This window comes from Phenylobacterium sp., assembly GCF_030681155.1.
In the GTDB taxonomy this organism is placed as follows: domain Bacteria; phylum Pseudomonadota; class Alphaproteobacteria; order Caulobacterales; family Caulobacteraceae; genus Phenylobacterium.
The window spans coordinates 1-17,765 of the sequence record NZ_JAUXXE010000023.1; the positions used below are offsets into that span (position 1 = coordinate 1).

At 66.3% G+C, this 17,765-nt stretch carries 20 protein-coding genes; 13 read left to right on the forward strand and 7 right to left on the reverse strand.

Features of this window, described 5'->3' with window-relative positions:
- A partial coding sequence (locus Q8M13_RS05365) for an autotransporter-associated beta strand repeat-containing protein (RefSeq protein WP_305298708.1) occupies positions 1–2,324 on the reverse strand: 2,324 nt, incomplete at its 3' end.
- A gap of 215 nt (positions 2,325–2,539) precedes the next feature.
- Positions 2,540–2,782 carry a hypothetical protein gene (locus Q8M13_RS05370; RefSeq protein WP_305298709.1) on the reverse strand — a complete coding sequence of 81 codons (243 nt, stop codon included), beginning with the start codon at positions 2,780–2,782 and terminating at the stop codon, positions 2,540–2,542.
- 150 nt (positions 2,783–2,932) lie between these two features.
- On the opposite strand from Q8M13_RS05370, the gene Q8M13_RS05375 reads away from it, so the two are divergent.
- Positions 2,933–3,640: an MgtC/SapB family protein gene (locus Q8M13_RS05375; protein ID WP_305298711.1), complete on the forward strand. Its 708-nt coding sequence runs from the start codon at positions 2,933–2,935 to the stop codon at positions 3,638–3,640.
- A gap of 88 nt (positions 3,641–3,728) precedes the next feature.
- The gene (locus tag Q8M13_RS05380; RefSeq protein WP_305298712.1) at positions 3,729–5,099 is read left to right on the forward strand and encodes an aminotransferase class V-fold PLP-dependent enzyme; all 1,371 of its coding nucleotides are present in this window, start codon (positions 3,729–3,731) and stop codon (positions 5,097–5,099) included.
- A gap of 310 nt (positions 5,100–5,409) precedes the next feature.
- On the opposite strand, the gene Q8M13_RS05385 is transcribed toward Q8M13_RS05380, so the two are convergent.
- Complete coding sequence (locus tag Q8M13_RS05385; RefSeq protein WP_305298713.1) at positions 5,410–5,841, reverse strand: PaaI family thioesterase; 432 nt, start codon at positions 5,839–5,841, stop codon at positions 5,410–5,412.
- A gap of 65 nt (positions 5,842–5,906) precedes the next feature.
- Here Q8M13_RS05385 and Q8M13_RS05390 point away from each other — a divergent pair, with 65 nt between their 5' ends.
- Genes Q8M13_RS05390 through Q8M13_RS05400 form a run of 3 tightly spaced genes read left to right on the forward strand, consistent with a single transcriptional unit; the run spans position 5,907 to position 7,866 of the window.
- Complete coding sequence (locus tag Q8M13_RS05390; RefSeq protein WP_305298715.1) at positions 5,907–6,386, forward strand: hypothetical protein; 480 nt, start codon at positions 5,907–5,909, stop codon at positions 6,384–6,386.
- Complete coding sequence (locus tag Q8M13_RS05395) at positions 6,383–7,087, forward strand: hypothetical protein (RefSeq protein WP_305298716.1); 705 nt, start codon at positions 6,383–6,385, stop codon at positions 7,085–7,087. Before Q8M13_RS05390 ends, Q8M13_RS05395 begins: the two co-directional genes overlap by 4 nt.
- A complete protein-coding gene (locus tag Q8M13_RS05400; RefSeq protein WP_305298718.1) occupies positions 7,084–7,866 on the forward strand; it encodes a site-2 protease family protein in 783 nt (260 codons plus the stop codon). The genes Q8M13_RS05395 and Q8M13_RS05400 overlap by 4 nt, the downstream gene beginning before the upstream one ends.
- Positions 7,867–8,001: 135 nt before the next feature.
- Here the strand turns inward: Q8M13_RS05400 and Q8M13_RS05405 are convergent, their stop codons facing one another.
- A complete protein-coding gene (locus tag Q8M13_RS05405) occupies positions 8,002–8,202 on the reverse strand; it encodes a hypothetical protein (protein WP_305298719.1) in 201 nt (66 codons plus the stop codon).
- A gap of 148 nt (positions 8,203–8,350) precedes the next feature.
- Here Q8M13_RS05405 and Q8M13_RS05410 point away from each other — a divergent pair, with 148 nt between their 5' ends.
- The 4 genes from Q8M13_RS05410 to Q8M13_RS05425 all read left to right on the forward strand — a co-directional run bounded on the left by Q8M13_RS05410 (position 8,351) and on the right by Q8M13_RS05425 (position 11,182).
- Positions 8,351–9,187: a phosphatase PAP2 family protein gene (locus Q8M13_RS05410; RefSeq protein ID WP_305298720.1), complete on the forward strand. Its 837-nt coding sequence runs from the start codon at positions 8,351–8,353 to the stop codon at positions 9,185–9,187.
- A 68-nt stretch (positions 9,188–9,255) separates the two neighbouring features.
- On the forward strand, positions 9,256–9,687 hold the full coding sequence (locus Q8M13_RS05415) for a hypothetical protein (RefSeq protein WP_305298722.1): 432 nt from the start codon (positions 9,256–9,258) through the stop codon (positions 9,685–9,687).
- Positions 9,687–10,769, forward strand: a complete 1,083-nt coding sequence (rsgA, locus tag Q8M13_RS05420) for a ribosome small subunit-dependent GTPase A (protein ID WP_305298724.1) — start codon at positions 9,687–9,689, stop codon at positions 10,767–10,769. Before Q8M13_RS05415 ends, rsgA begins: the two co-directional genes overlap by 1 nt.
- A gap of 89 nt (positions 10,770–10,858) precedes the next feature.
- Positions 10,859–11,182 (forward strand): hypothetical protein, encoded by a 324-nt coding sequence (locus Q8M13_RS05425; protein ID WP_305298726.1) that lies wholly within the window; start codon positions 10,859–10,861, stop codon positions 11,180–11,182.
- Here Q8M13_RS05425 and Q8M13_RS05430 read toward each other — a convergent pair.
- Entirely contained in the window at positions 11,179–12,231 is a 1,053-nt protein-coding gene (locus Q8M13_RS05430; protein ID WP_305298727.1) for a helix-turn-helix domain-containing protein, read from the reverse strand. The genes Q8M13_RS05425 and Q8M13_RS05430 overlap by 4 nt on opposite strands.
- Before the next feature lie 279 nt (positions 12,232–12,510).
- On the opposite strand from Q8M13_RS05430, the gene Q8M13_RS05435 reads away from it, so the two are divergent.
- On the forward strand, positions 12,511–12,711 hold the full coding sequence (locus Q8M13_RS05435) for a hypothetical protein (RefSeq protein ID WP_305298728.1): 201 nt from the start codon (positions 12,511–12,513) through the stop codon (positions 12,709–12,711).
- Positions 12,712–13,074: 363 nt separating this feature from the next.
- Entirely contained in the window at positions 13,075–13,695 is a 621-nt protein-coding gene (locus Q8M13_RS05440) for a PEPxxWA-CTERM sorting domain-containing protein (protein ID WP_305298730.1), read from the forward strand.
- Between the two features lie 77 nt (positions 13,696–13,772).
- On the opposite strand, the gene Q8M13_RS05445 is transcribed toward Q8M13_RS05440, so the two are convergent.
- Both Q8M13_RS05445 and Q8M13_RS05450 read right to left on the reverse strand, forming a co-directional pair.
- Complete coding sequence (locus Q8M13_RS05445) at positions 13,773–14,459, reverse strand: helix-turn-helix domain-containing protein (protein WP_305298732.1); 687 nt, start codon at positions 14,457–14,459, stop codon at positions 13,773–13,775.
- Positions 14,460–14,602: 143 nt separating this feature from the next.
- Positions 14,603–16,258, reverse strand: coding sequence for an RNA-directed DNA polymerase (locus tag Q8M13_RS05450; protein WP_305298733.1), 1,656 nt, complete (start codon positions 16,256–16,258; stop codon positions 14,603–14,605).
- Between the two features lie 230 nt (positions 16,259–16,488).
- Here Q8M13_RS05450 and ruvC point away from each other — a divergent pair, with 230 nt between their 5' ends.
- A complete protein-coding gene (ruvC, locus tag Q8M13_RS05455) occupies positions 16,489–16,992 on the forward strand; it encodes a crossover junction endodeoxyribonuclease RuvC (protein ID WP_305298734.1) in 504 nt (167 codons plus the stop codon).
- A complete protein-coding gene (gene ruvA, locus Q8M13_RS05460; protein WP_305298736.1) occupies positions 16,989–17,606 on the forward strand; it encodes a Holliday junction branch migration protein RuvA in 618 nt (205 codons plus the stop codon). Before ruvC ends, ruvA begins: the two co-directional genes overlap by 4 nt.
- Positions 17,607–17,765: the final 159 nt, after the last annotated feature.

Genomic DNA, 17,765 nt, shown 5'->3' on the forward strand with positions numbered 1-17,765 from the left:
CGGTCGGCGGCGGCGGCGGCGGCCTGCGCGTTGGTCCGGCCGCTGATCGCAAGTTGGCTATAGCTGTTCGGCGTCACCGCCAGGGCGATGGCCTTGGGCAGGTAGATCACATCGAAGCGCGAGTTGGCCGGGACGCCCTCGGTGGGCTGGGTCACGGCCGCGAACGAACCGGCGACGCCGCCCTCGGCGCTGACCACTTCGAACACGTCGCCGATCTGCGGCGTGTAGGTGTTGAGCGCCGCGCCGGTGATGCCGCGCGTAATGGGGGCGATGGTTCCGCCCGCCGTGAACGTACTGCCGGCGCCCGTCAGGACCAGGGTGTCGTAGTGGCCGGCGCCGACGCCCGCGGTCGGACCATCGATGTCGATGGCCAGCACGCCGGTCGCCGATTGCGTCACGTCGCCGGCGACCACCAAGCGACCAGGCGAGTTGCCGGGCGCAAGAACGCCATTGACCGCGACGTCGCCTCGGATCAGGCCGCCGCCGCTGGCGACGCCGCCATTGTCGACCCAGACCTGGCCCGAGAACACATTGTTGAAGCTGAGCTGGCCCTGCTGCACGCAGGCGCCGATGGCGTTCGAGCCCGCCGCGTTCAGGCTCAGATGCCCGGCGCCGGCCTTGATCAGGCAGGCATTGCCCGACACCACGCCGGTCATGACGACATCGTTGCCGCCGGTGTCGAACCGCGCGCCCTCGCCCTGGATATCCAGCCCCTGCGAGATCGTCATGCCCGTGCCGACGCCCAGGGTCGCGCCGCCTTGCAGGATGATGAGGCCGCCGGCCGCGCCTTGCGACTGCTGCGATCCGATCACCACCGTGCCGCCCATGACGTCCAAGACCGAGTGGCGATTGTCGCCGCTCAGGGTCAGCGAACCGGCCCCAATCTTCTGCAGCACGCCGCCGCCGGTGACATCGCCGCCGAGGGTCACATCATGGCCATCCGTGTCGAAGCCGCCTTGCTGACCGATCTGGATCTGCAGGCCTTGGACCAGCGTCATGTCGGCCAAGGTCCGCAAGGTCGCGCCATTGCTGATCGTGGCCCCGCCGCCCAGGGCTGCGCCCGAGTCGAACGCCAGGACCCCGCCCTGCACGTTGAAGCCGCCATGGGTGTTGGCGCCGGTCAGGGTCAGAACGCCCGCGCCGCTCTTGTTCAGCGCGCCGGGTCCCGACAGCACGCCAGACAGGGTCAGGTCGTGGCCGGCCGTATCGATCGTGCCGCCGGCCGTCTCGACCGTGAAGTCGGTCGGCGCCGCGCCGCTGGACCCCAGGGTCAGGACGCCGCCATTGAAGGTCGGATCGACCGCGCCGCTCAGCAACTGCTCGACCGTATAGGCTCCGCCGTCCTGGATGGTCGGCTTGGGACCGCCGCCGCCGCCAGCGCCCGCCGCGCCGAGCGCCGCCGAGATGTCGGTGCCGAAGATGTAGCGATAGTTGAAGCTGAAGACGCTCCCCGACGTCAGATCGCCGATGTTGAATCCAAGGCCGATGGTGTTGTCGCCATTACCGATGCTCCCGCCTGCCAGGTAAGATGCGGTGTCTTTTGTCCAATCGGTGACGGCGGAATTGTGAGCCGTCGCATCGGACGTGTAGAGCCCGATCACATATTTCGAGGCCAGCGCCTCGGCATAGACGAGATCGGTCGTCGCGACGCCCGTCCCGCCCTGGAAGTTGTTGGTCTCGCTCGAGTCGCCCGTCGCGGCCCGAGCGTCCGGGTCGGTGAACCGCGAGAAATTCAGCCCCGTGATATCGGTCAGGGCCTCGATGGTCGTGGTGATGTTGAGCTGCTGGCCGTCGTCGTTGAAGTAGTAGTCGTGCGTGACCTTGAAGAGCGCGCCGTAGGTTCCGGTCCACACTGCGCGATTGTCATAGGTCGTGCCGTCGTGCGCGACGCCGTTGTAGGTGGTCAATGCGCCGCTGATGTCGCGCCCATGGCTGCTCGCATTATTGTTCGACGCCGTGAAGGCGCCCGCCGACGAACTGCCGGTGAGGGTGAACCCTTCGTACGGCGTGCCCGGCGTTAGGTAATCGTAGGACGGATTGAATGTTCCGGCGCCGGTCCCATCGTAAAGGATGCCTGGCGGGTTGGTGCCGTCCGAGCCCAGCGTGCCGAAGGCGTTGAGGCCGATTTTGATGTAAGAGCCGACCAGGACCTCCGGCGATGGCGGATCGGCTAGAGCCGTCGTCGGGAAGCTCAAAGCGGTCCCCGCCAGGGCCAACATCGCGAACCGCGAGAGGCCGCTAGCGCGCTTGACGGAATGGCCGAGCAGATCGAACGCAACGCTACGCGCGCCTTCTGGCGCACGCACAACACTGATAGAATTCACAAAACGCCTCATATGAACGCGATCTGTCGCGCCGCGAGACTTCTGTCCGCCACGGCCGATCGCACGGTGACCCCGCCCCCCAAGGCGAAGAGGCGCCGTTCTGATATTCGGGACTTAATTTCGGACTAACGTCGCGAAAGCAGGGCACAAAAGCGCCACATCACCTCAACGAGGGGTGATTCTGACCTGTTTCTATGTCGGCTAGTCGCCTGTGATCACCAGGTCTTCAGCGGCCGCGTCGCCATCGGCGCCTTGTAGATATAGACCGGTTGCTTGTTGTCGATCTTGACGACGCCAGGGCTGGACTTGGTCGCCGTGTTCACGCGCTCGACCTTGGCCGGCGCGGAGGTGAAGGTCGCGGTGGATTTTGTATAGCCGCTCATCAGGGTGCTGCCCTGAGCAAAGGCTACGCTGGTCGCGGCCAGCCCAAACATCATCGACAACGTGAAGACTTTCACGCGCGCCTCCCTGGATATTCCTCACGACCTTCTGGCGGGTCGTTCTTCAGGCTGTACCCTTTTTCGCCGGGAGGCAAATAAAACTCCGCCGCCTGACGAATGCGCCAATTCACGTCTCGGTGCGCGGCCGCGGAAGCTTAACCGCAACTGGTGCGTTCTGAACGCATGGACCTGTTTCGGCACGACTATTTCATCCCCATCCTGGCCGCCATCGCGGCCGGGGGCATCATCGGTTTCGAGCGCGAATATCGGGGCCGCTCCGCCGGGATCCGCACGCACATCCTGGTCTGCCTGACCTCGACCATCCTGATGCTGGCGGCGATCTATCAGGTCGATTGGATGCTGGGGACGCCGCATGACGTCATCCGCATCGACCCGGTTCGGATGGCCCACGGCGTGCTGACTGGCGTCGGTTTCCTCTGCGGCGGGGTGATCTTTCGCGAGGGGTTCTCGGTTCGCGGCCTGACCACCGCGGCCTCGCTCTGGATCACCTCGGCGCTCGGCATTCTCTATGGGATCGGCCTGCACGGCCTGGCCTTGGTGGGTACGGTCGCCACCCTGGTCGTGCTGGCCGGCCTGCGACGGCTGGATGGGCGGATGCCGCGTGAGCGCCATGTCGACATCTCGGTTCGCTACGCCCGCGCCACCCCGGCGACCGAGGCTGAATTCCTCGCCGTGTTTTCCTCCTTCGGCCTTCAGCCCGACACCATCGTCCATCGGATGCTTCCGGACGGCGAAGGGATCGAGCTGGCCACCACGTTCCGCGGAAAGAGCGCCTTGAACGCTCAAGGGATCACCGAACGCCTCATCGCCGATCCGCGCGTCGTCGCCTTTGATCTATCTCCTCGCCACGAATAGCCCCTTCGTCGCAAAGCGTTTCACGCCTCCGAGGAAACCCGACCAACAAGCTGCGCATTGTCTTATGCGGGGTATTGGAGGGCTGTTCATGCGGGCGAACCCGGACTTGGGCGCACTGAACCTAAACCGACGCCATCTGCTGGCGCTTGGCCTGGCCGCCGCGCCGGCCATCGCCGCGGCTCAGGAGATGGACGAAGCGCCCACTCCCGCAACCGCCGCACCACCCGCGCCGGCCCCGGCGGTCGCGCCTCCTGGTCCCCGGCCGCCCGACTGGAACCGGCTGCGCGCGATGTGGGATCTGGACTGGGGCGAGGTCGATCTGTCGGCCATGCTGTTCGCCTCCAACCCCAAGCCGGTGCGCGAGGCGATCACCCGCCACCGCGCAGCGCTGGATCGCAACCCGGTCACCTATCTGGAACACAACAACAAGCGGCTGCAGAACGCCGCCCGCGCCGCCGCCGGCGCCTATTTCGGCGTGCCGATAGAGCAGGTCGGCCTTTGCGAGAGCACCACCTCGGGCATCGGCCTGGTCTATGCCGGCCTCAACCTGCGCTACGGCCAGGAGGCGTTGACCAGCGTCCACGACTACTACGTCACCCACGAGTCCCTGCGCCTGGCCTCGCGCAAGACCGGGATGGGGGTGCGCAAGATCACCCTGCATGACGGCGCAACGACCGCCTCGACGCCGGAGATCGTGCGCCGGGTGGTGGCTGGGATCACCCCGGCGACGCGTGTCCTGGCCCTCACCTGGGTCCATTCCTCCACCGGTCTGAAACTGCCGATCCGCGCCATCGCCGACGCCTTGAAGCCGATCAACGCCACGCGGCAACCGTCCGACCAGGTGCTGTTCTTCGTCGACGGCGTCCATGGCTTTGGCGTCGAGGACACCACCTTCCCCCAGCTCGGCTGCGACGTACTGGTCGCCGGCTGCCACAAATGGCTGTTCGGCCCGCGCGGCACCGGGGTGATGTTCTTCAGCCCGCTGGCGCTCTCGCGCCTATCACCGACCATCCCCAGCTTCCTGGCGCACGACGCCTATTCGGCCTGGATCGGCAACTACGACCCCGGCCCCACCACCGCCGCCCGGATGACGCCCGGCGGCTTCAAGGCCTTCGAGCAGGTCTGGTCGCTCAACGAGGCGTTCGGTTTCCACCAGATGCTGGGCAAGCCGCACATCGCGAACCGCACCCATGAACTGGCCACCCTGCTGAAGACCGGCCTCAGCGCCCTGCCCAATGTGCGGGTGCGCACGCCGCTCAGCCCACAGATGTCGGCCGGCATCGTCAGCTTCGACGTCGCCGGACATTCGGCCCGCGACACGGTCTCCAGGTTACGCAGCTGGCGGATCATCGGCTCGGCCGCCCCCTATGCCGAGCAACACGCCAGGCTGACCCCCAGCATCCGCAACACCCCAGAGGACATCGCCTTCGCCATCAAGGCCGTCGCCGCAATGGGTTAGGCGCCCCATCCCACTCCGCTCATCCCGGCGAAGGCCGGGACCCACGTCATAGAGCGTAAGATTCCGGATCGTCCCCCAGGACCGTGGCTTCATCTGGGTCCCGGCCTTCGCCGGGATGAGCGGGTTTGTCTGTACGGTTGAATATCGATTGGCCCTAGGACGAGCCCCACCACCCCACGTTCGTCATGGCCGACCTCTTGTGTCGGCCATCCATAGACGCCGCCTCACCCAGATGGGTCACGGTCTATGGATCACCGGGTCAAGAGCCCGGTGATGACGAACAGTTTGGGGAAGCGACGCCCCGGGCGTCCTAGGCCCGCGGATAGAGGATGATCTGCGTGCAGCGGAAGGCGGCCATCAGCTTGCCGGTGGCCGCGTCCTCGACCTTGGCGTCCCAGACCTGGGTGGTGCGGCCGCCGTGCAGCAGGGTGGCGGTGCAGATCGCCTCGCCCTCGCGCAGGGTGCCCACGAAATTGGCCTTCACCTCGGCGGTGGTGAACCCGTTGGCCCCCTCCGGCCAAGCCGTCGAGACGCCATAGGCGCAGAGGATGTCGGCCACCGACAGCACCGCGCCGGCCAGCAGATAGCCGGTGTGCGCCACCAGATCCTGGCGCACCTTCCAGCGTCCGACCACCTTGCCGTCGGAAACCTCGGTGATGACCAGACCCAAGTGGCCGGGCAGCTTGCCCTCGTTCGCCTGGTTCAGCTTTTCGACGCTGGTGTGATTGGTGGTGGCGGCCATGTTCCTCTCCCCTATTTTGCGGGGATCATGCCGCGATTTCCGCAAAGTGCTACAGCCAAGCTGACATGAGCAAAACCACCCGCATCTGGACCCAGTCCAGCTATCACACCGCCTTCAAATGCGGCGGCTGGGCCTATCTCCGCGACGACGCCGAGGGCCTGGTCGGCCAGGCCGGCGGCGACCGCTACACCACCCCTGTCCGCATGGCCCTGACCGGCCTGGTCGCGGCGTTGAAGGAGGCCCCCAAGGGCCAGGTCGCCATCCAGACCGACAATGCCGAGGTCGTGCGGGTCGGCGCCATGCTGGCCAAGGGCCTGCAGCCGCAGGGCGACGAGGCGCCGGAAGACGATCTCGACCTCTGGGCCCAGCTCGCCGCCGCCCTGCCCGGCCGACCCGCGACCTTCGCCCGCTCGGGTCCTGATGCGAAGACGCCGAACGCCTTCGCCGGCGCCTGGGCCGATCTCGCCCGCGACAAGGCCAACGCCAAGGGCGCCTTCGCCTCGGCGATTCCCAAGCCCAACCTCGCCAAGGTCCTGGGCCTGTGACCGCGGCCGACGTCGCCGCCGCCCTGGCGCCGCTGGCGCCGCCCGGCGCGCCGTTCATCATCGGCGTCACCGGCTCGGTCGCGGTCGGCAAGAGCACCTTCGCCCAGCAGCTCCAGGGCCAGTTCGAGGGCGCCGAACTGGTCTGCACCGACGGCTTCCTGCACTCCAACGCCAAGCTGGAAGAACTGGGCCGCCTGGCCGCCAAGGGCGCGCCGGACACCTATGACCACCTGGCCTTGGCGAGCGCCCTGTCCGCGATCCGCTCGGGGCCGGCGACCTTCCCCGCCTATTCCCACATCACCTACGACATCGATCCGCAGCTCGCCCGCACCCTGGCCCCGCCGCCGGTGCTGATCATCGAGGGCCTGACCCTGCGCGATCCCGCCACCGGCCCGGCCGCCCTGCTCGACGCCCTGATCTATATCGAGGCAGACGAGACCGACCTGGAGCTTTGGTACGTCGCCCGGTTCCTAGAGCTCTGGGAAGCCGCCGAGACCGACCCCACATCCTTCTACGCCCGCTTCCGCCACATGGACCGCGACCAGACCACCGCTCTGGCCCAGATGGTCTGGCGTCAGGTGAACCTGAAGAACCTGCACGACCACATCGTCCACGCCCGCCCCCGCGCCGACTTGATCGTGCGCAAGGGTCCGGGCCACGCCATCACCGCCATCACGCCCAACCGACCGGAGCTGACTTGACCCACCTTCCCGCGACCGACGCCAGCCGGCCGCCGATCAGCCCCAACGCCTTAATCCTGCTGGCGGCCTGGATCGCCAGCGGCGTCGGTCTGGTCATGGCCCCGCAGGCGGCCGGGGCTTTCACCTTCGTCTTCGTGATCCTGGGTTGGGTTCTGGCCGTGGTCGCCCACGAGTTCGGCCACGCCTTCATCGCCCACAAGGCCGGCGACCCGACCATCGCCGAGAAGGGCTATCTCAGCCTCGATCCGCTCAAATACGCCGACCTGGGCGTCTCGATCGTGATCCCGGTGATCGCCGTGGTGCTGGGCGGCATCGGCTTCCCGGGCGGGGCGGTCTATCTGCGTGAAGACATGATGCGCAACCGCGCCTGGCGCTCGGCCGCCAGCTTGGCCGGCCCATTCGGCACCTTCCTGGTGCTGGTCGTGCTCACCGCCGCCATCGGTTTCGCCGCCCCGCGGCTGGAGGGCGGCCTCGCCAGTCCGCTGATCCCTGCCTTGGCGTTCCTGGCCTTCCTCCAAGCCACCGCCCTTCTGCTCAACCTGCTGCCGGTGCCGGGCCTCGACGGCTATGGGATCATCCGCCCCTGGCTGCCCCAGGACGTCCGCGAGGCGACCCGCAAATACGAGAGCCTGGCCATGATCGCCCTGTTGGCGGTGCTGTTCTTCGTGCCGCCGGTCGCCAACCTGTTCTTCGGCATAGCGTTCCTGGTTTCGCACCTCGTCGGCGTACCGCTGGAAGCGGTCCAGGAAGGCTACCGCACCTTCAGGTTCTGGCGCTGAAACAACCAATCCCTCTCCCTCGGGAGAGGTTAGGTGAGGGGGCGCGAAGCGCTCCACTGCTCACCCGCCACAAAGCCGATAGCCTCAAGGCCCCTCACCCAACCTCTCCCCAGCGGGGAGAGGAGAAGAACGCCCCTACCCGCGCGCCACCTGAGCCCGCGGCTCCAACGGCCCGGCGAAGGTGCTCAGGCGCCGCGAGCCCTGCCAGAGCTCGGCCCCAAACGAGTGCACATGCCGCGTGGCCTGTTCCAGGGCCTCGATGTCGGATGGGCAATTCCACTCCTCCACGTCGGCGAACCGGCCGACGGAATCCAGCACATAGAGTCGATAGTCCATGGGGCTTCCTCCTTCCCCAGAAGCAACAGCCCAAGCCCCAGCCAAGTTCCCGCCCCGCCCCAGCGGGGGAGGATCTGGGTTCGACGGCCCTTAGGGAACCCGCTTAAGCTCCCGGCAGAATCAAGAAGCCGCCCAGGGAGAAGACCAGATGACCGCGCGCCGATGGATGACGACACTGGCCCTGGCCGCCATGACCGCCGGCTGCGCCTCCAGCGCCGGGACCGGTCCCGCCTCCCAGGCCGCCGCCAAGCCGCCGCTCAAGGAAATCATCCCCGGCTATCTGGCCGGCTACCTCCCCGCAGGGACCGCCCCCAACAGCCTGAACCTTCTGCCGCCGCCGCCGGCCGCCGGCTCGGCCGCCCAGGCCCGAGACGACGAGGCGGCCAAGGCCGCGGTGGCGCTCAACGGGACCCCGCGCTGGACCCTGGCCACCCACGACGCCGAACTGAAATTCCCCAAGGCCGCCGAGACTTTCGCCTGCGCCATGGACGTGAAGATCAGCGAGGCCGACACCCCGGCCCTCTACGTCCTTCTGCGTCGCACCCTGGCCGACAATGGCCTGTCCACCTATCCGACCAAGAACAAGTACAAGCGCGCCCGCCCCTTCACCGTCAACGGCGCGCCGATCTGCACACCCAACGAGGAGCAGGTCCTGCGCAATGACGGCTCCTACCCCTCGGGCCACAGCGCCATCGGCTGGGGCTGGGCGCTGGTCTTGACTGAGGTCGCGCCGGACCGCGCCAACGAGATTCTGGCCCGCGGCCGCGCCTTCACCAACAGCCGCGTGGTCTGCAACGTCCACTGGATGAGCGACACCGAGGAAGGCCGCACCATGGCCTCGGCCGTGGTCGCCAAGCTGCAGTCCAACCCCGACTTCCAGGCCGACGTCGAGGCCGCCAAGGCCGAGGTCGCCGCCGCCCGCGCCAAGGGGCTGAAGCCCGCCGGCGACTGCGCGGCCGAGGCGGTCGTAGTGGCGGCGGGCTAGCGGCAATAGCGGGAGGGGCACGCCGCTTGCGCCCTTGACGCCGCGCGGCGGCTGGCGTTCCGTCCGGCATGCCTGAAACCGCTCCCCTTCGCCGCCTCCTCGACCTGCCTGGGATCAAGGAACTTGAGCAAAAGGCGCTGATGAAGCCGCGCTATGCGGACGCCGACGCCCGCGTCGAATTTCCGGAGATCGACGACTGCTCGCGCGCCATATTCGGCCTGACCCAGGACGAGGCCGACGACGTCCCCCGCCCCGAGGGCTGGGACAGGATCGAGCGCCGTCCGACCCGCGAACAGGTCGACGCCTTCGAAGCCGAAGGCTGGGACGTCACCGACGACAAGCGCCGCCCGCTGCGGATGCTGGATCACTTCGCGCCCCAGCTCTGGCTGGCCCTGCGCGGCGTCGCCGGCGAGTTGCCGTTCCAGGCGCAGGTCGAGCCTGACCCGATGAAGTCGTCCCTGGCCCTGGACGCCGCCCGCTTCCGCCGCGACCGGCGCTGATGGCGCCGGCCGGCCTGATCCAGCAGTACGGATGGTCCGACGCCCTGGCGCTGGAGTTCGCGCCGCATGCGGCCGCCGGCCATGTCCCCGGGCGGATCGTGGTCCAGCAGCGCGACGGCTACCTGGTCCTCACCGACGAGGGTGAGATGCGGGCCAAGGCGTCGGGCCGCCTGCTGCACGAAGCGCGTGAGGTCGGCCACCCTGGCGTCGGCGACTGGGTGGCGCTGTCGCTGAACCTGGCGCAGCGCACCTCGACCATCCACGCGCTCCTGCCGCGCCGCACGGCCTTTGTCCGCCGCGCGGCCCACCTGCGCAGGCCCCAGATCCTCGCCGCCAATATCGACGTCGCCTTCGTCGTCACCTCGATGAACGCCGACATCAATCCTCGCCGCATCGAGCGCTATCTCGCCGCGGCCTGGCAGAGCGGCGCCCGCCCCGTGGTGGTGCTGACCAAGTCCGACCTCTGCGCCGATCCGCAAGCCCAGGTCGCCCAGATCGCCGCCCTGGCCGGCGATTGCCCGGTGCTGATGGTCTCGGCGCGTGAGGGGCTTGGCCTCCCCGCCCTGCTGGCCCAGGTCGCCCCGCGCGAGACCTGCGTGCTGATCGGTTCGTCCGGCGTCGGCAAGTCCACCCTGGTCAATGCGTTCCTGGGCGAGGACAGGATGCAGATGCAGGCGATCCGCGTGTCCGACGACCAGGGCCGCCACACCACCAGCCACCGCCAGCTCGTCCTGCTGCCCAGCGGCGCCCTGATCCTCGACACCCCCGGCATCCGCGAGGTCGGCCTGATCGACGCCGACGAGGGCGCCAGCGTGGTGTTCGACGATATCGAGCGCCTGGCCCACGACTGCCGGTTCAACGACTGCAGCCATACCGGCGAACCAGGCTGCGCCATCGGCGCGGCGCTGCAGGACGGGACCCTGGACCCCGCCCGCTGGGCGCACTTCCAGAAGCTCGGCTCGGAAATGGCGGCCTTGGAGGAAAAGGCCGAGCGCACGGCCAAGGACGTCGAACGCCGCCGCCTGGCTGCGCTTCAAAAAGCCTACCGCACCTCGAAAAAGGACGCCCGCGGCGGCGCCTGACCATTCAGACCGCAAGCTTTTGCAGAATATCGCCCGCTTTGGCGCAGGAACGGGTTAGGTGGGAGACTTGTAGCCCACGAGAGATGATCATGCCCGCGTACACCATCGTCACGACCACTGCGACCCAAGGCAGCGATGCGGCCGAGGTGAACACGCTGACCGACGACTTCGGCGATCAGAGCGAAGCCATCGGCTACTCGCGGCGGATGGCCGAAGAGATGATCGGCCTCGCCCACCAGCTTTCCCTGGATTTCGACTACAGCAATGTCGGCCTCTATGACGGCGACCTGCTCGACGAAGACCTCGATCCGGCCCACGCCGCGTTCGTCGGCATCTGGATCCTGGACGACGAGGGCGCGGCCTTCATCCTGGCCGACGACTTCCGCGAGAGCATGGCCGAGACCGAAGCCTAACTCGCGAGAGACCTGCCGGTGCTCCGGTCCCAGACGTCCATCATGGCGCGCGCGGCATGCTCCCGGAGCATGGCGCGGTCGTCTTCGCTGGCCGAGAGCACCGCTTCGGGCGGAATGGCGAAGCGTTCGCTGAACGCCTGAAAGAGCCGCGTGCGGCCGCCATAGCCGCAGCGGGCGGCGATCTCGCTGAGCGGCGGCTCGTCGGCCGACGTCAGCAACAGCAAGGCGTTCTGCAACCGCCTGTCGTTGATGAACAGGGTGACCCCGCCATACGGGGCGAAAGCGCGATAGAGGGTGGCGCGCGAGACGTCGAGGCGCTTGGCGATCCAGGCGGGCGACAGGCCCGGCTGGCTCAGATTGTCATCGACCAACGTCTCCGCCGTGGCCTTGAGCATGCGCGGCGCGAGCCGGGCGCGCCTGACGTCGGTCAGGGCCAGGCCCAGCATCTCGATCGCGGCGCGCAACACCACCGAGCCCTGCACCTGGCTCATCCGCGGCGCGTCCTCGCAAAGGCAGGTCAGAGTGCTGACGATCGCCCGCGCCAGCGGATGGTCGCCGTGGATCTCCGCGCAGTGGAGATCCATGTGCCGCAGCGGTTCAGGCAGCGCCCCGCGCGCCAGGATCAGGTAGATCGCCTCATAGTCGGTTCCCAGCACGCTTGACGCCTGCGCTAGGTCGAGCACCAGAATGTCGCCGGCCCGCAGCCGCCTCCCCGACCGCGTCGGCGCCACCTCGAGCGCGCCGTCCTTGACCACATAGACGAACAACTGCTCGGCGCTCGTGGCGGCGATCAGCGCGGCATCTCGGGTCGTCGGGATCTGGCCGTGGAGCCGCGCGTGCGTGACCACCGCTTCCGGCAGCACCAGGGCCTCGGCGAAGAAGTCAAAATCGGCCTGCGCCGCCATCCGGACGTGATCGACATTGAAGGCGAACGCCACCGACCGGGCCAGGCGGCGGGTGAAGTCGAGCAGTGTCTCACCGGGAAAGCGGGCGTGGCGCACGCACGGGATCGCCCGGCCGAGCACCAGTTCGCCTCCGGACGCGTCCATCACCCTATCCATTGAAGTCGAATGGCCTAGCTACCGGCCTCGGCCAACTATTTTCTCGCCAATGAGACACATCAGCGGAATTGCACCTTGAACTGAGACACCCCCGAATTCTCCGCAGCCAAGGGCCATGATAGGCGTCCGCTCAGTCGGGAGATGGTTGTTCGGTGTCACGCGCGTCGCTTCATTGCGATGTTGCTTGGCGAATATTGTCGAACGCAGACCCGGCCGCGGTCGCAGCCCCCAGCGTCAACAGGGCTCCATGCTTATTGGACGGGGAAAATGCATAATCTTGCACGGGCCGCGCTCGCGGCGGCGACAACGGCGACGGCCGCTTTCGTACGGCTTGCGCTGGACCCCGGCGAAGACGGCGCCCAGCCCCACCACCCCGAACAGGAACACCGCCACGCCCTGCGATATCGCAGCGTATTCGCCAGCGACGGCCCCAGCCCCAATTCCTCTCCCTCGGGAGAGGTCAGGTGAGGGGGCGCGAAGCGCTCCACAACCGACCCGCCGCAAGGCCGATAGCCAGAAAGCCCCTCACCCAACCTCTCCCCAGCGGGGAGAGGAGCCTCCATTCCGGATCGAACGCCCTAGCCCAGCCGATTATTTTCAGCCGAATGAGACAGATTACGTCAATCCACTGCCCTGTTGAGACGCCCCGCAATTCTCCGCCGCGACACCCCATGATAGGCTTTTGTCAATTAATGGCGGTCACCGTTCCGATTTAGTCGCAAAGCTTCATTCCAATGTTGCTTAGTGAATATTGTCGAAATCGCCCCGCCTCTCGTCCGCACCCCATCGTCACTGGGGCTCTGCGGCATATGCTTACGGGGGAAATTCGAAATGCGTAACTCTACACGGACCGCGCTCGCCGCGGCGGCGATGGCGAGCGCCAGCCTGGCCTCAGGCGCTGCCCAAGCGGCCACGCTCATCGTCGATGTCACCGGCGCGCTGTCGTACGACGCGCGCTGCAACGCCGCGAAGAATGAATGCGGCCCCACCAACCCGAACAAGAACACGGTCATGCTCTTCGATATCGGAGCATTTTCCCAGGTGACCGCCCTGGCCTACAACGTCTCGATCGCGTCCGTCGGCTACAGCTACCAGCAGGACATGATGTTCTCGCTGTCGGACTCCTCGGGCGGCTCGCGCCTGGGCGTGCGTCCCGCCTATGCCGCCGGCACGGGCTCGGGAACCTATAGCGGCGCGAGGGACCTCCTCGTCGGTCCGACCTTCGACCTCTTCACCGGCGCCGACGGCCTGCTGCGCATCGAATTCAGCGATCAGTACGATGACATCCGCAACGGCATCGACGGACGCTGGCGCAGCGGAACGATCACCCTGACCTACGAGCCCGTCCCGCCAACCTCGGCGGTGCCGGAACCGGCGACCTGGGCCGTCATGATCACCGGCTTCGGCCTAGCCGGCGCCGCCCTCCGCCGCCGCAAGGCGATCACGGCCTAGCTCCGAAGATCCCTCTCCCTCGGGAGAGGTGGGGCGCGCAGCGCTCCACCTCCCACTCGCCGCAACGCCGCTAGGCCTCAAAGCCCCTCACCCAACCTCTCCCCAACGGGGAGAGGAGAAGCCGCCGCCCCCGGCCGCGCGTCCAAATCCCAAGCCTTGGCCGACAACACCGCCATCCGCTGGCGCATCCGCGCCAGCACCTTGTCAGCCTGGCGATGCCCGCCCGGCCCGGTCGACAGCACCAGGTCCACGGAGCGATCCTGCATGACGAAGGCCTGCATCTGCCGCGCCCGGCCATAGTCGCGCGCGAACTGCGGATAGCGGTGCAGCCAGTTATAGACCGTGCCGACGCTGACCATCGCCGGGTCCCGGCAGATCTCCTGCAGCCCCTCCCCGCGCATCAGCCGCTTGCAGATCGCCTCGGCCACCTGAACTGAAAACCCGCTCGGCCGCCCGGTGATCTTGGGGTTCTTCACGCCCTTGCGCGCCTTGGCCGCCGTCGCCCGAGCCCGCGCTGTCCGCCCCGCCTGGTTCTGCCGCGCGAGGTTGCGGATCAGGACAAAGGCCTCGCCAAAATCCTCGTACCGCGCCGCCCAGCGATAGACCGTCGCCGCCGTCGGCATCCCCGCCGTCCGACAGATCGCGGCCAGGCTCTCCCCATCGGCCATCCGCTGCAGGATCGCGTGCGCCAGCTCGATATCGAACCCGCAGCGGAAGTCCGGCTGCGTCCCGGGCGTGGCGACGACATAGGTGGCGAGCGCCATTGGGTGCTGTTCCTGCGTGATTGCGCACAAGAACAAATTGGGAACAACTAGCCTTACCGCAAGCCCCGCCGCCAATGTAGCAAGAAGAGAAACGGACGCACATCCTAGACGCGACCTGGCTCAGACCAGCGAACTGGCCTCACCTACCAATCAATCTCGGCGGAGAAGCCGTCATCGTCGTCCTCATCGTCCGCGTCATAGTCAGACGTGAAGTCTTCAATGGCGCGCCTAGGTTTTGCGATTGGATCTCCATCGTCATCGAAGAAGACTTTAGGAAGCGCGCTCCAGTCAACTATCGATAGACCATCTTTGTGCAGCAAGGTTAGCCCACGCTCTGTGCCTTCAAAAGGAGCGAAGTCAAACCCTCCAATACCGAGATGAACAAGTTCGAGACTCAGAGGCCAACCCGTGCCGCTATAAGGGTTTCCTTCAACTCTCGACCAAAGTAGCGCACCTAAGGTCTTGTCACGAGTTCGGCCGCGGCTGAACATGTGCGCAAGGTAACTCAGTACAAGCGGGCTACAGTTTTTTATAAGCGTGTCCGAAAGGGTCTTGGAAACGAATAGCTTTAGCTCACTTAAGAGCCATAGACCCCACAACGCTTCAGCATCGCGGCCCAGAGAGGCGGCCTGCCCCACGGCGTTTACCGCGACATGTTGCCATAGATTAAGATCTACGGGGGAATCTATGCGGATTCGCCAAGCAATTACTCTAGCAACATAGTCAAAGGAGTGGGGAAATTGAACAGCACATTGGGCAAGAAAATGCTCAAGCACTTCCCACTCCTCGTCCCACAGATTGTTTTCATCAATCTTGCGAATGGCGTGACGTATCATGCCATCGTCGGATTCGGACGTCGCCTTATCTACTATTTTACTCAGAGTGGAAACCGCGTCGTAGTTAGACCCCCGCCAGTTGTGCGTCAAACTCAGCTTGAGCTCCCGCTCAAACTCGACCGGCCAGGACTCCCCTAACGTCTTGTTTGTAGGGATAATTTTAGTTTTTAGATCATTCAGATCTAACTCGAAAGATCTAAGAGAAGCCCGTAAATTTTGTAGGTGAAGCTCGCACTCTTCTACACTATCTCCGCCTATCCAATAGTCATCGACGTGCCTAAGATAGGTAGGCTTCTGCTTTCCATACTTAGACAGGAAGACTCCATCGACAGCAGAGAGAATGATCTCGCCCGTTAGTCGCGAGACGTCGGGGCCAACCGCGATGCCGATAGTCTGTCCGTCCTGCGCCTGACGCATGATGAAGTCCAGACGGTTTCCAAAGACATCCCCGGACGTATGTTTCTGATCTGCCTTAGCTTTCGCGCGCCCGTTTATCGCCCAGGGAATGCTATGAGTGTATATGGATGGATAGCACCGAGAAACGTCGGTAACTGCGCAAAACCTAAACCGGGAAAAGGCGCGAAGACGCGCCTTCGGGAGTTCCGAATGCGGCGTAATTCGAACTGCACGCGGACCGGCAACGGCAAATTTTGGTTTTGATAGGGAGCCGGTCGCTTGATCAAGAACCGGGACTATCTCCGCCCAGTTCTTTTCCATGAATGTAGCGGCATCGTGCACGAAAGAAGGGTGGGGTAGTCCAAAGAGGCGACGCTGTCCGCCTCGCTTGCTTGCACTGAACGGCGAATGTGATCCCCGCGCCTTTTGCGTTATTAGATAGGAGCCCTGCTCAGGCAGAAACGTGTCCCACAATTGCCCAGAGTTGATGGCTGGAGGCAGATTCTCGGGCAGCAATCCATACCTAAGAAGTTGTTCGACATCGGGTTCTTTGAGGGTGAGGCTCACTCGCGCTCCTGATCCCGGCACAATGGCGATTTAGAGACCCTAGCTTGGCCTTCTGCCCCTGCAAACGACCTTAGTGATGTTTCCAACAGGGCCTAACTCTACGAACGATCTCGGGAAGAGGTCCTCTTCACGGCATAGAGCCAAAGGCTGACGCATCCCCTCAACGTTTGCTTAACCCCGCCGACGTCCTGTATCCCTCGTTGGAACAGATGACGAACGCGCCGATTCCCATGCACGCCCCTCTCCGCATCCTCGGCCTTGATCCGGGCCTTCGCAAAACCGGCTGGGGGGTGATCTCCGTCGAGGGCTCGCGGCTGGTCCATGTGGCGCACGGGGTGATCGCGCCCAAGGACAGCCTGCCGTTCGCCGAGCGGCTGCTGGTGCTGTTCGAGGCGATCAGCGAGGTCGTCGCCCTGCACGCCCCGCACGAGGCGGCGGTCGAGGAGACCTTCATGAACAACAACGCCGCCTCGGCCCTGAAGCTGGGCCACGCCCGCGCCATGGCGATGATCGTGCCGGCGCGCGCCGGCCTCGCCGTAGCCGAATACGCCGCCACCGTAGTCAAGAAGTCCGTGGTCGGGACCGGCGCGGCCGACAAGGACCAGGTCGGGTTCATGATCGCGCGCCTGCTGCCCACCGCCGGCAAGACCACGTCCGACGCCGCCGACGCCCTGGCCGTGGCCATCGCCCACGCCCACCACCGCAAGGTTCGCAATCTGGGAGCGGCGGCATGATCGGGCGGCTGCGCGGACTGGTCGCCGAGGTCGGTGAGGAAGAGGCCCTGATCGACGTGGCCGGGGTCGGCTATGTGGTGCGCTGCGGCTCGCGCACGCTGGGGCACCTGCCCGCCATGGGCGAGGAGACGCTGCTGCACGTCGAGAGCCAATGGTCGGAATCGATGGGCATGAAGCTCTATGGCTTCCTCGGCCGCGACGAGCGCCGCGCCTTCGTGCTGCTGCAGGCGATCCAGGGCGTCGGACCCAAGGCCGCGCTTTCGGTGCTGGACGTGCTGCCGCCCGCCGAGCTGGCCGGCGCGGTGGCGCGCGAGGACAAGGCCGCGGTCGGCCGCGCCAACGGCGTGGGGCCGAAACTGGCCCTGCGCATCGTCACCGAACTGAAGGACAAGCCGCTGACCGACGGCCACGTCGCCGCCTTCCACGCCAGCGCGCTCGCCCCCGCCGCCCCGCCGCCGCCCTCGGCCGTGGGCGAGGCGGTCGCGGCGCTGATGGGCCTGGGCGTGGCCGAAGTGAACGCCCGCCGCGTGGTCGAACAGGCCGCCCTGCGGCTGGGCGAGGACGCCGAGGTGTCGGGCCTGATCAAGGCGGGCCTGCAGGAGCTGGGGCGATGAGCGCGGCTCTCACCCGTCAGATGCTCCCCCTCTGGGGGAGCTCCCGGCCACTTGACCGGGTGAGGGGGACTTTGACTCCTTCAGCAGGCCCCCTCCGTCGCGCTACGCGCGCCACCTCCCCCAGCGGGGGAGGATCTAAGCTTCCTCTTCTCCTCTCCC

Bases quoted from the DNA above. Each gene is read 5' to 3' on its own strand.
- Q8M13_RS05380 (WP_305298712.1), top strand. From the start codon at position 3,729: ATGCGGGCGAACCCGGACTTGGGCGCACTGAACCTAAACCGACGCCAT.
- Q8M13_RS05385 (WP_305298713.1), bottom strand. From the start codon at position 5,841: ATGGCCGCCACCACCAATCACACCAGCGTCGAAAAGCTGAACCAGGCG.
- Q8M13_RS05390 (WP_305298715.1), top strand. From the start codon at position 5,907: ATGAGCAAAACCACCCGCATCTGGACCCAGTCCAGCTATCACACCGCC.
- Q8M13_RS05405 (WP_305298719.1), bottom strand. From the start codon at position 8,202: ATGGACTATCGACTCTATGTGCTGGATTCCGTCGGCCGGTTCGCCGAC.
- Q8M13_RS05410 (WP_305298720.1), top strand. From the start codon at position 8,351: ATGACCGCGCGCCGATGGATGACGACACTGGCCCTGGCCGCCATGACC.
- Q8M13_RS05415 (WP_305298722.1), top strand. From the start codon at position 9,256: ATGCCTGAAACCGCTCCCCTTCGCCGCCTCCTCGACCTGCCTGGGATC.
- rsgA (WP_305298724.1), top strand. From the start codon at position 9,687: ATGGCGCCGGCCGGCCTGATCCAGCAGTACGGATGGTCCGACGCCCTG.
- Q8M13_RS05425 (WP_305298726.1), top strand. From the start codon at position 10,859: ATGCCCGCGTACACCATCGTCACGACCACTGCGACCCAAGGCAGCGAT.
- Q8M13_RS05430 (WP_305298727.1), bottom strand. From the start codon at position 12,231: ATGGACGCGTCCGGAGGCGAACTGGTGCTCGGCCGGGCGATCCCGTGC.
- Q8M13_RS05435 (WP_305298728.1), top strand. From the start codon at position 12,511: ATGCATAATCTTGCACGGGCCGCGCTCGCGGCGGCGACAACGGCGACG.
- Q8M13_RS05440 (WP_305298730.1), top strand. From the start codon at position 13,075: ATGCGTAACTCTACACGGACCGCGCTCGCCGCGGCGGCGATGGCGAGC.
- Q8M13_RS05445 (WP_305298732.1), bottom strand. From the start codon at position 14,459: ATGGCGCTCGCCACCTATGTCGTCGCCACGCCCGGGACGCAGCCGGAC.
- ruvC (WP_305298734.1), top strand. From the start codon at position 16,489: ATGCACGCCCCTCTCCGCATCCTCGGCCTTGATCCGGGCCTTCGCAAA.
- ruvA (WP_305298736.1), top strand. From the start codon at position 16,989: ATGATCGGGCGGCTGCGCGGACTGGTCGCCGAGGTCGGTGAGGAAGAG.